General features: G+C 58.8%; 11 protein-coding genes and 2 pseudogenes. 7 read left to right on the forward strand and 6 right to left on the reverse strand.

Features of this window, described 5'->3' with window-relative positions:
- Positions 1-387, forward strand: a 387-nt coding sequence (locus LCF60_RS11915; protein ID WP_292292019.1) for a cytochrome P450, incomplete at its 5' end; no start/stop codon positions are given.
- Positions 388-595: 208 nt separating this feature from the next.
- On the opposite strand, the gene LCF60_RS11920 is transcribed toward LCF60_RS11915, so the two are convergent.
- Both LCF60_RS11920 and LCF60_RS11925 read right to left on the reverse strand, forming a co-directional pair.
- A complete protein-coding gene (locus LCF60_RS11920) occupies positions 596-925 on the reverse strand; it encodes a hypothetical protein (RefSeq protein WP_292292020.1) in 330 nt (109 codons plus the stop codon).
- Between the two features lie 137 nt (positions 926-1,062).
- Complete coding sequence (locus LCF60_RS11925) at positions 1,063-1,716, reverse strand: GntR family transcriptional regulator (protein ID WP_292292022.1); 654 nt, start codon at positions 1,714-1,716, stop codon at positions 1,063-1,065.
- 154 nt (positions 1,717-1,870) lie between these two features.
- Here LCF60_RS11925 and LCF60_RS11930 point away from each other — a divergent pair, with 154 nt between their 5' ends.
- The 4 genes from LCF60_RS11930 (at position 1,871) to LCF60_RS11945 (ending at position 5,774) form a co-directional block, all read left to right on the forward strand.
- A complete protein-coding gene (locus tag LCF60_RS11930) occupies positions 1,871-2,854 on the forward strand; it encodes a TRAP transporter substrate-binding protein (RefSeq protein WP_292292023.1) in 984 nt (327 codons plus the stop codon).
- A gap of 66 nt (positions 2,855-2,920) precedes the next feature.
- Complete coding sequence (locus LCF60_RS11935) at positions 2,921-3,484, forward strand: TRAP transporter small permease subunit (protein ID WP_292292025.1); 564 nt, start codon at positions 2,921-2,923, stop codon at positions 3,482-3,484.
- The gene (locus tag LCF60_RS11940) at positions 3,481-4,761 is read left to right on the forward strand and encodes a TRAP transporter large permease (protein ID WP_292292026.1); all 1,281 of its coding nucleotides are present in this window, start codon (positions 3,481-3,483) and stop codon (positions 4,759-4,761) included. The genes LCF60_RS11935 and LCF60_RS11940 overlap by 4 nt, the downstream gene beginning before the upstream one ends.
- Positions 4,758-5,774 carry a 4-hydroxythreonine-4-phosphate dehydrogenase PdxA gene (locus LCF60_RS11945; RefSeq protein ID WP_292292027.1) on the forward strand — a complete coding sequence of 339 codons (1,017 nt, stop codon included), beginning with the start codon at positions 4,758-4,760 and terminating at the stop codon, positions 5,772-5,774. The genes LCF60_RS11940 and LCF60_RS11945 overlap by 4 nt, the downstream gene beginning before the upstream one ends.
- Positions 5,775-5,782: 8 nt before the next feature.
- Here the strand turns inward: LCF60_RS11945 and LCF60_RS11950 are convergent, their stop codons facing one another.
- Positions 5,783-5,905 (reverse strand): hypothetical protein, encoded by a 123-nt coding sequence (locus LCF60_RS11950; RefSeq protein ID WP_292292028.1) that lies wholly within the window; start codon positions 5,903-5,905, stop codon positions 5,783-5,785.
- On the opposite strand from LCF60_RS11950, the gene LCF60_RS11955 reads away from it, so the two are divergent.
- Together LCF60_RS11955 and LCF60_RS11960 are read left to right on the forward strand one after the other, a co-directional pair.
- Positions 5,904-6,962 (forward strand): L-rhamnonate dehydratase, encoded by a 1,059-nt coding sequence (locus LCF60_RS11955; protein WP_292292029.1) that lies wholly within the window; start codon positions 5,904-5,906, stop codon positions 6,960-6,962. The genes LCF60_RS11950 and LCF60_RS11955 overlap by 2 nt on opposite strands.
- Positions 6,959-7,870: a dihydrodipicolinate synthase family protein gene (locus tag LCF60_RS11960; RefSeq protein WP_292292030.1), complete on the forward strand. Its 912-nt coding sequence runs from the start codon at positions 6,959-6,961 to the stop codon at positions 7,868-7,870. Before LCF60_RS11955 ends, LCF60_RS11960 begins: the two co-directional genes overlap by 4 nt.
- A 468-nt stretch (positions 7,871-8,338) precedes the next feature.
- Here LCF60_RS11960 and LCF60_RS11965 read toward each other — a convergent pair whose 3' ends face one another.
- The 3 genes and pseudogenes from LCF60_RS11965 to LCF60_RS11970 all read right to left on the reverse strand — a co-directional run bounded on the left by LCF60_RS11965 (position 8,339) and on the right by LCF60_RS11970 (position 11,033).
- Positions 8,339-9,424 carry a site-2 protease family protein gene (locus LCF60_RS11965; protein WP_292292031.1) on the reverse strand — a complete coding sequence of 362 codons (1,086 nt, stop codon included), beginning with the start codon at positions 9,422-9,424 and terminating at the stop codon, positions 8,339-8,341.
- A gap of 133 nt (positions 9,425-9,557) precedes the next feature.
- Positions 9,558-9,932, reverse strand: a pseudogene (locus tag LCF60_RS24615) (tyrosine-type recombinase/integrase); the annotation flags it as partial.
- Positions 9,933-10,115: 183 nt separating this feature from the next.
- Positions 10,116-11,033 (reverse strand): annotated as a pseudogene (locus tag LCF60_RS11970) (IS5 family transposase).
- Positions 11,034-11,083 lie beyond the last annotated feature (50 nt).

Here is an 11,083-nt window from a genome sequence, read left to right on the forward strand (position 1 = left end):
CGGACCTACCCGTTCTTCCCGGCAACGGCCGCCATCGCACGCGAGGATATCGCCTGGCAGGGGGAAACGATCCGCGCCGGCTGCCGTGTCATCCTTGATATCTACGGCACGAACCGGGATGCCCGGTATTGGGACGACCCGGATACCTTCTCTCCAGCGCGGTTTCTCGGAGCGGAGAAAGACCCCTATGCGTTCATTCCGCAAGGCGCGGGCGATCATCCGGTGACGCACCGGTGTCCCGGTGAGTGGCTGACACTCCGCATCATGAAGTGCTTCACCAGGATCCTTCAGGAGGAGCTTCGCTGGCGGTTGGTCGATCCCGAGGTCGATCTGAACTATTCCGCGCTTCCGGCCTTGCCGAAGGACGCGCTGAAAATCGCTGTCTGACCGTGCCGAAACGATGAGGGCGACCGCCGGCACCGGCGCCTCTTTCTCCGCAAAGGGGCCTCCGGGTTCTTCGCTTGAGCCTCGGCCGTGCGCCCCTCGGAGTTCAGCAGGCTGAGTGCTGTCAATTGAGTGTTTCGTCCAGGATTCTGTGGGTTTAGCCGCTGACTATATCTTATCTACAGTTTTCTCGTCGGATAGGTCATACTGCCTAAGCTAGGCAATTAGGCCGCCGGTCACCGTTTCCAGGTCCATGTGCGCGTGGCTTTGGTGATGCGGTATCTGTCACCTTCACTGTTTGCTTTCGAACGGCGCTTGACTCGATTATCAGGCCGTCTCCGGTTGGATCTACGATGCCGGCGACGAAAATCATCCACGTCGTACTTCTGCCGCGCTGATCACCCGAAGGTTTCATCCGCTTGATCAGGCTGTCCGCCCCGACATAGGTTCCGCCGCCGACCGCGAAAGCGGCAGTGATCCACCAGCCGGCGAGATTGGCAAAGGACTCTGGCATCAATTTAATACTAATGAGTAAAGCCATGGTTGGGCTATTGGCCGTCTCGATGAAAGTTGGGCCCAGAGTGGTTTCTAGTGCTTCTCATATTGGAAGCCGATAGACGCTCAAGGTCAGAACCAGCTTGGCTTCGTCGACGCTTTCGCCAAATCTCCAGAGTGACGCTAAATACTGTCTTTGACGCGCTCCCAAGTTTTCTTGAGGTGCGACGCCATGGCTTCGCCGAGTTGCTGACCATCCCTGTCTTTCAGCGCACGCACCATCTGTTCGTGATCGGCCACCGCGCCAGCCCACGAGTCTGGTTTTTGGTTTCCGATGTAGCGGATACGCTTCAGTCTGGCCTGAATGTTCGCCTGCATCTCTTGCAGGGTTCCGTTCTTTGACAATTCCGCCAGACGGGAATGAAATTCCTGATTCAACTTGTAATAGGGCATGCGGTCGCGCGTACGATAGCACTCCATCATGCGTTCATGCAGACGGACTAACTCGTCAATTTCCTCGTCGCTGGCTCTTTCGCAGGCCAACTCGCCAGCCAGCCTCTCAAGATGTGCAAGGACTTCCAGCATGGAGAACACGTCATCGGGTGTCAGTTGGCGGACTATGCTGCCCTTGGAAGGGCGCACGATAACCAGGCCTTCGGCAGCAAGCGTTCTCAGCGCTTCGCGGAACGGAGTCCGGGAAACGCCAAGCTCTTCGATCAAGTGACCCTCGTCGATTCGGCTTCCCGGCTCAAGAATGCCTTCGATGATCAGGTCCCGAACACGACTCGCGACTTGGTCGTGGAGCGAACGGTTCGTTATGGCAATGGAGGAAGCCATCGTTAAGCCCTTGTTTCGTATGCATTTGGTTCGCCTTTAGAGCGCTAATCCAGGTTACCGAAGAACGGCTTGATCGTCCATACTTTTAGTGTGTATACAAAATACATGAAGCGGATATGCGAAATGCATGACGCGAGGGAGAGGAGATCAATCAATGAAAACCCTAAGAAACAGCGTTTCCGCTGGCCTGATGCTTTGTGCGATGTCAGTGGCGTCGGCACCGGCCATGGCCGACACCTACATCGTCGCGGTAGGAGCAGCATCCAACAGCCTTCAGGGGCGCAGCGCCGCAAAATTCGCCGAGGATCTCCAGTCCGAACTGGGCGATGCGCACAAAGTCGAGTTCTACGCTGACGGCCAGCTTGGCGACGAGAAGGAGCTGATGCAGAAACTGCGCCTCGGAACCGTGCAGTTCACGCTGATCTCTTCCATCATGACCAACGTGGCCCCCGAGTTTGCGCTGTTCGACATGCCGTTCCTCGTGAAAGACCGCGCGCATCTCAAGGCCATCGACGCCGAAATCGTGCAGAGCGAACTCGCGCCCAAGGCCGAGCAATCGGGACTTAAGGTTCTGTCGACTTGGGAAAATGGCTTCCGCCAAATCACCAACAACACCCGTCCGATCAACACGCCCGCGGATCTTGAGGGGCTCAAGATCCGTACGCCATCGTCCGAATGGCGCGTGGCAATGTTCAATGAATGGGGCGCTAACCCGACGCCGATGGCATTCTCCGAAGTATTCGTGGCGCTACAGACTGGCACAATGGACGGACAGGAAAACCCGCTGACCAACATCACCGGCGCGAACTTCCAGGAAGTGCAGAAATACCTGAGCCTCACCGGTCACGTCTATTCGCCGACATACCTGACGAGCGGACTCGAAACTTGGAACGGACTGCCGGACGATGTTCAGGCAGCAGCATCGGCTGTCGCGGCCTCGGTTCAGGAATGGTCTCTGAACGAGGGCGAAACTGCGGACAACGAACTGGTGGACAAGGTCAAGGCCGCTGGCATGCAGGTCAACGAGGCCGACAAGGCTGCGTTCATTGATGCATCCAAACCCATCTATGACGCCTTCGCCAGCGATGTCGAGGGTGGTGATGAGCTGGTTAGCCGCGCGCAGGCCTTGGCGGAGTAAGAGCTGGATGCACGGTCGGCCGGACAAGACCGGCCGACCGCCTCCGCATTGAAGGGAGTTTCCACAATGGTTGCGAAAATCGAGAAGGCGCTTTTGTGGGTGATCGAGACGATCTGCCTTGTGCTTCTGATCTCGTTGGCTGTTTCGGTCATCTATTCGACCACCATGCGCTACCTCGGTTCGTCTCCAGCCTGGTATGATGAGATCGCAAGCGTTCTGCTGGCCTGGCTCACCTATTTTGGTGCTACCTACGCGCTCTTTCTGCGCCAACACATGAGCTTTGGCGGCATCGTGACCGCTTTGCCGAAACATGCGGCTGTCGCCCTCGCGCTGGTTTCCGAATTTCTGGTAATCGGCTTCTTCGCCGTTGTCGCTTGGTATGGCAATGCCATTCTGGCCGTGGCCAAGTGGGACTCGCTGCTAAGCATTCGCTGGATGACGCTTGACATCGTTCAATCGGTCATCCCGATCACGGCCGTTCTGATGATCATCGGCACCCTCCTGACAATGCCACGAGCCTTGCGGAATGCAGCCGCCGGCATCGACACCGATCATGCGGAAATCGAACAGGCCATCGCCGAGGCCGAACGCGAGACTGCGGAAATGTCTCGAAAGGATAAAACGAAATGATCCTGCTGTTCACAATGGTCGCCCTGATCGGGCTAATCCTGATCAACGTGCCGATCGCCGTCGCCATTGGCATCGTGGCGTTGGCGGGACTGACACTGACGCCGGGCGGCGCGACGCTCTATGATATGGCGATCGCGCTGTACTCGGGCGCAACATCCTTTCCGCTGATCGCCATCCCGCTGTTCATCCTGGCGGGCAACCTGATGAACACGTCCGGCATTTCCGTCCGGCTCATCAATTTTGTCACCTCGTTGATCGGCTTTGTCCGCGGTGGACTGGGTATGGTGAACATCGGCGTTTCAATGGTCTTCGCCGAAATCTCGGGCTCCGCCGTCGCCGATGTCGCCGCGACCGGCACCGTTCTGATCCCGGAGATGAAGAAGCGCGGATATTCCCGCACCCTCGCGGCAGCGATCACGTCATCCTCGGCATCGCTCGCCATCATCATTCCGCCGTCGATCCCGATGATCCTATACGGCGCAATCGCCGAAGTCTCGGTGCTCAAGCTCTTTGTTGCCGGCGTTGTGCCGGGCGTCATGGGTGGCGCCTTGCTGATGGCGGTCACCTTTGTCTTGGCGTTACGCTACGACTTGCCCCGCGCGGAAGGGTTTGACCTCTGCCACGTCTGGCGGTCTTTCAAGGAAGCGATCTGGGCTCTTATGATGCCGGTCATCATCCTGGGCGGTATTTTCTCTGGCATCGTGACTGCGACCGAAGGTGCGGGCCTTGCGGTGCTGGCAGCGCTGATCATCGGCATCTTCATCTACCGGGATCTCGACGTGTCGCGGCTGCGTAAGGTGATGCTTGAAGGTGTCAATCAGACCGGAGTGGTCATGCTGCTCGTGGCGACATCGGCGGCGCTGGGGCTGTTTCTCACGCAGGCGCAGGTTCCGCAGCAATTGGCGCAGCAGATTACGGAGATGACCACCAATCCTCTGATCGTCTTGGCGCTTCTGAACCTTCTGTTGCTGGTTCTGGGCATGTTCCTGCACGGAGCAGCGGCTATTATCTTGGTCGTGCCGGTCGTCATGCCGCTGGTCAACGCCGTCGGGATCGATCCCATTCACTTCGGGATCATGGTCACGCTGAACCTTGCAATAGGCCAGCAGACACCGCCTGTGGCCTCGGTGTTGATCACGTCCTGTTCGATTGCGAAATCCGGCATCTGGGAGACCTCGCGGACCAACCTTCCGTTTATCGGCGTTCTCGCCTTCATCCTCTTGCTTGTCACCTACGTGCCGCAGGTGTCTCTCGCTCTTACGGGCTACATTCAATGACCGATCCGAAACCACTTATCGCCATCATTCCCGGAGATCCCTCCGGCATCGGGCCGGAATTGATCGCCAAGCTTCTCAACGACGACGGAGTCAGGCAGAACGCCAACATCCTCTTGATCGGCGACGAACATGTCTGGCGTCAGGGCGCCGATCAGACCGGGTTACCGATCGATCTCCCGCAGATAAACGAGGACGACATCGACGGTCAGCAGAACCTCTCCTGGCTCCCGATGCAGACGATCGCACCGGAGGACGTGCACGTCGCCGAGGTTACTGTTTCCGGTGGAGCGTCCAGCCTGCGCTGCCTCGACAAGGCATTGGACCTTGCGACAGCAGGGAAGGTGGATGGCATCCTTTTCGGACCTTTCAACAAGGCGGCGTTGACCAGCGCTGGCATGAATGCCGAGGACGAGCACCGCTACATGGCCCGCTACATCGGTTTCAAGGGTTATCACAGTGAGATAAACGTTCTGGATGATTTGATGACAACACGTGTCACCAGCCATATCGGCCTTCGCGACGTGGCGGAACGGATCACAGCCGATGCGGTGGAGAACGCAATCCGATTGGCGGAGGACACGCTCCGGCGTGCGGGCAAGAAACGGCCGCATGTCGCTGTGGCCGCGTTGAACCCGCATGCTGGTGATAACGGGAAATTCGGCCGCGAAGAAATCGACATCCTGCAGCCCGTCATAGCGGCGGCGCAGGCCAGGCAGAAAAATGTGAGCGGACCCTGGCCCTCGGACACCGTCTTTCTCAAGGCGCAGCGCGGCGAAGTCGATGCCGTGGTTACAATGTACCACGACCAGGGACAGATTGCGATCAAGCTGATGGGCTTCGACCGGGGCGTGACCGTCGCCGGCGGGTTGCCAATCCCCGTCGCCACCCCGGCGCACGGGACTGCCTTCGACATCGCGGGACAGAACAAGGCGAATGTTGGCGCCACGCGTCAGGCCTTCAACCTGCTCGTCCGTATGGCTCGAAATCACCGCGCGCCCCGCGCGTCTGCCTGACAAGGATATCACATGACGAAGATCAAATCTGTCCGTACCCGCGTTTGGAACTGGACCGGACCAACCGTGCCACCGACAGGAAATTTCTGCACCAACGCCTCGGACGCGCTCTGGATCAAGGGCGATGCCATGGCCTCGTTCCGCTTTCATCAGTGGCTGACCTGTGAGGTCGAGACCGATGATGGAAGCATCGGCATCGGCAACGCTGCGCTGGCGCCAACCGTGGTCAAGAAGGCCATCGACGATTGGTACGCGCCGCTGGTGATCGGCGAGGACCCGTTCGACTACGCTTATCTTTGGGAAAAGATGTATCGCCGCACCCATGCCTGGGGCCGCAAGGGCATCGGGATGACGGCGATCTCTGCCATCGATATCGCGGTCTGGGACCTAATGGGCAAGCTGGTCGGCAAGCCGGTCTTCAAGCTGTTGGGCGGACGAACGAAGGAAAAGATCCCTGTCTACTACTCCAAACTGTACGCCGGACCGGTTGAGTCCATGCAGGCCGAAGCCGAGGAGGCGATGAAAAACGGTTACACAGCCTACAAGTCGCGGTTCGGCTACGGTCCCAAGGACGGCATGGCAGGGATGCGCGAAAACCTCAAACGCGTCGAGGCTCTGCGCGAAGTCATCGGCTATGACAACGATCTGATGCTCGAATGCTACATGGGCTGGAACCTGGATTATGCCAAGCGAATGCTGCCCAAGCTCGCGAAATACGAGCCGCGCTGGCTGGAGGAGCCGGTCATTGCCGACGACGTAGAGGGCTACGCCGAGCTGAACGCAATGAACATCGTCCCCATTTCCGGTGGTGAGCATGAGTTCAGCGTGATCGGGTGCGCCGACCTGATCCGCAAGAAGGCGGTGAGCGTCCTGCAATACGACACCAATCGCGTGGGCGGCATTACCGCAGCGCAGAAGATCAACGCGATCGCCGAAGCCGCGCAGATACCGGTGATTCCGCATGCCGGCCAAGTCCACAATTACCACCTGACCATGGCAAACACGAATTGCCCGATCAGCGAATACTTCCCGGTATTCGATGTCGAGGTCGGCAACGAGCTATTCTACTACATATTCGAAGGCGACCCCGAAGCCGTCGACGGCTTCCTGCAACTCGACGACGACAAACCGGGGCTGGGTATCACCATAAGCGACCAGCACCTGTCCAACTTCGAGATTATCGAATGACCCGGTATTCTGGTATCTGGCCGGTCGCACCAACGCCGTTCCATGACGACGGAACGCTGGATCTCGATGGGATGAAGCGTGTTCTGGACTGCCTGATCGATCAGGGCGCGGATGGTATCTGCATCCTGGCGAACTTCTCCGAGCAGTTTCTGGTCTCCGACGAGGAGCGTTCTCTCCTGACACGTCTCAGCCTTGAGCATGTGGACGGCCGCGTCCCGGTGATCGTGACGATCAGCCACTTCGCCACGCAGATCGCTGTCGAGAGGGCGCAGTTCGCCAAGTCGCTCGGCGCCTCCATGGTCATGATGATGCCGCCCTATCACGGCGCCCTGCTGAAAGGCACGCCGGACCAGACTTACGAGCAGTTCTGCGCCGTGGGCGAGGTCGGCATACCGATTATGGTACAGGACGCGCCGCTCTCCGGCGTCGATCTGCCGGTCCCGCTGCTGGTGCGGATGGCCCGCGAAATCGAGGAAGTGCGCCTGTTCAAGATCGAGTGCCCGAGGGCCGCGAACAAGCTGCGGGCGCTGATCGCCGAAGGCGGCGATGCAATTGAAGGCCCATTTGACGGCGAGGAAGGCATCACCCTGCTGGCCGATCTGGACGCGGGCGCAACCGGCTCGATGACCAGCGGGATGATTGTCGACCAGATCAAGCCCGTGGTCGAAAAACACAACGCCGGCGACATCGAAGGTGCAACCGCCGCCTACGCGCGCGTGGCCATGGCAATCAACCACGAGAACCGGCAGTGCGGCTGGCAATCGTGCAAGGCTGCAATGGTCGAGGGCGGAGTGATCGAGTCGGAATTCTGCCGACACCCGATCCCACCGCTGCATCCGGCCATCCGCCAGCGGATGATCGACCTGCTAAAACCGCTTAACCCGATGGTTCTGGGCTGGGGCCGCTGAATCTTGACAGAATTGGACGCGCATCACGGTACATCTTGAAGACCACGACGCGCTGATATTGCAAGAGCTTCGGGATCTGCCCAACCGGTTGGCGTGGTGATGTCTGCCATTTAATCCGACAGCGACGTTGACTCCGCCCCCTTGATGCAGAAGATCAGCATTTAAAGGGCAATTCGATCAAGGGGCAGGATCACCGGCACATGTTCTGCGGCGAGCGCAGGGTAGGCGGTCAGAGACCGTGGTTATCGCCAATGACATTCACTCAATCGAAAGACGAAATTATTAAGGCTAACGTATCCGGGGCTGCCCAACCGCCGGTTAACTATAGGGCAGGACAAAGCCACCGTTTGCGCAAAACTATCTCTTTTGTTCTTCACCCCGCCGGAAAGCGGTCTCTCAACTAGCTGGCGTCCTCATGGCGGATCCGCCCGCGACAATCAGTCTTTCCCCAAACAGCATCGACTTGGCTCATGACGCACGCGGCCTGCTGCTCAAAACCACCCATTCGCCGATGTTTTCGCGAGTGATGTAGCCCAGGAACAGGCCCTTGCGATCCGTGACGGCCACCGCGGGCGTGTTCGGTTGGTGCAAGGCATCGAGGGCGCGTTCAAGCGGATCGGTCAGCATCAAGGTCGGCACCTCTCCCAGCATCACATCCGCGACTTTCGCTGCCTGCGTTGCCCCTTGGTGATGTGCGATGATAGCGGATTTGGCGAGGATTCCTGCCAAGGTGCCGTCTGCATTCACGACCGGGAACTCAGACTGGGTCGTACGCAGCAAGGCCATCTCGGCGGCGGGAAGCGTGTCACCGGGGGCAAGCGCCTCATAGGCGGTGATCATCGCATCGCGGGCCATGACGCCTTTCACAAGGTCATGCATTTCCACATCCGAGCTTTCTGCCATGGCGGCCATGAAGACGAAGATCGCAATCAGGATCAGGATCGGATTTCCGCTGACCAGCCCCAGATAGCCGAAGAGGAAAGCAATGGCCTGTCCGGCTCGCGCAGCCCATCGCGTTGCCCGCACACGACCCATGGATCCGGCCAGCACTGCCCGAAACACCCGGCCGCCATCCATCGGGAAGGCCGGGATCATGTTGAAGACGACCAGAAAGAGGTTCACCGCCGCGAGACGCTCAAGAAAGCTCTGGCTCGGGTCTTCAAGCGAAACGAGCTCGGCCGGATTGCCCCGCACGCCAAACCCGAGAACCAAAACCAGCCAGATCACGACGTTGACCGCGGGGCCAGCTAGGGCGACGGCAATTTCCTCGCGAGGGTATTCCGGGATCTTCTCGAGTCGGGCCATGCCGCCGATCGGCAGCAGCGTGATGTCCGGTGTCCGGACGCCGTATCTGCGCGCCATCAGCGCATGGCCAAACTCATGCGCAACCACACAGGCAAAAAGCGCGAGGACGAAGGCCAGATTGGCAAAGGTTGCCGCAGGACCCTCGGCAAGCCATGTGACCGTGCCGATCCAGGCGAGCAGCAGAAAGAACGTGGCGTGGACCCGGAGATCCGAGCCAAGGATGTGACCGATGGAAAAGGACCATGACATGCAAGAAGCGTAGTCGCTCTTGCGTCCTAGTGGAATAGGGACATGGCTTGACCGTTGGTGTCGCCTTTGTCTTGTTGCACCGTCCATGCGGTCGAGGCACCGGTGGCTCGGCCTTCCGGCAGAACTCCTTGATCGCGTTGCGAAAGTCATGGTTCGTCAGGTTCGGATCGAACCGCTTGAGCATCCTGAGGAGCGCGTTTGCGGAGACGTCGCCCTTCGTTGTCGGACTTTCGAAGATGTATTCGTTTCGCTCGTTCACGAATTTCAAGCGAGCCAATAAGCCGCCGGGTAAACGCAGGGCGTATTCACGGCCCGATTTCATTCGACACCTTTCCTGCTTGTTTTGGCGCGCCGGGATAGTCCAAGTGCCAGTCTCAAAATCGATGTGTTCCCACTTGGCTTGGACGACCACTCCGATGCGGTGCCCGGTAACCATCGCGGTCAGGATGGCAAGCTGCGTTGACAAGCCAGCGTTGCTGTCGGTGACGGCCTGCCAAAGCTCCGGCATCTTTTCGTAGGGCAGGGTGGCGTGTGCAGAGCCTCTTCAGCAATCTCTGATCTACCGTTTTTGGCGGCGCCGATTTCCGTGCAATCGGGCTTTGATATAGCAGACAGCGACCGATTTTGGGCTCGTAGCGCCAGAATTGGCTGTCCTGAGGCCCCGAACCCCTGATTTTGGGCAGAATCGTCCTCATGCCATCAGCTTTCGTCGAACAAGAAACAAGTTGCCAAGGGCGAATAGCGTAAAGAGCTGCGCGCGGTCCTTGGCGAGACTACGGTAACGGGTCTTGATGTATCCGAACTGGCGCTTGATCACCCGAAAGGGATGTTCAACCCGGGCCCGCACCTTGGCGATGATCCGGTTGATTTCTTCATTGATGGGGTGCAGTCCACTGCCTTTTGGTGCCTTGCGCATCACGCCCAAGAACTTGCCGACCCCGGAGAATGCCGACCGATGTCTCCTTGCCGTGTAGAAGGTCATCCCAGACCTGACTGTCATGAACTTTGGCCGTGGTGGTATCGAGGCTGTGCACGAAGCCGCTGGCTGCATCCACTCCAACATGCGCCTTCATCCCGAAAAACCAGTCGTTGCCCTTCATTGTCGACGGCATCTCAGGATCGCGCGCCTTCGCCTCATTCTTGGTCGAGGACTGCGCATCGATGATAGTCGCATTCACCAATGTGCCGGAGCGAAGCGTGATACCCTGATCGGCGAGGTGAGTGTTCACCTCGACAAACAGCTTTTCGGTCAGCTGATGCTTCTCCAGCAGGTGGCGAAAGTTCAATATCGTTGTTTCGTCCGGGATGCGGTCGTCTCCAAGTTCGATGCCCGCGAACTGGCGTATGGTGTCACTGTCATTCAGCATCTCCTCGGCCATCGGGTCGCTGCGCGCATACCAGTTCTGGAGGAAGTATGTGCGCAGCATCGTTTCCAGCGAATCGGTGGCCGTCCATCCTTCGGTCCGGCCTTCGGGTAATGCGGCCCGATCAGAGCCAGCATACGCGGCCAAGGCACAACCGCATCCATCTCGCAGAGGAACTTCTCACGCGGCGTCTGTTTCTTCTTCATCGATTGGCGGAAGCCGGGAAAGGCGGGTTGCTTGGGCATTGGCAGATTCCTCTATCGTCCCCGCAACTCTACAGTGCGCGCGCGAGAGG

The organism is Marivita sp. (genome assembly GCF_020055635.1).
Taxonomy (GTDB): domain Bacteria; phylum Pseudomonadota; class Alphaproteobacteria; order Rhodobacterales; family Rhodobacteraceae; genus Marivita.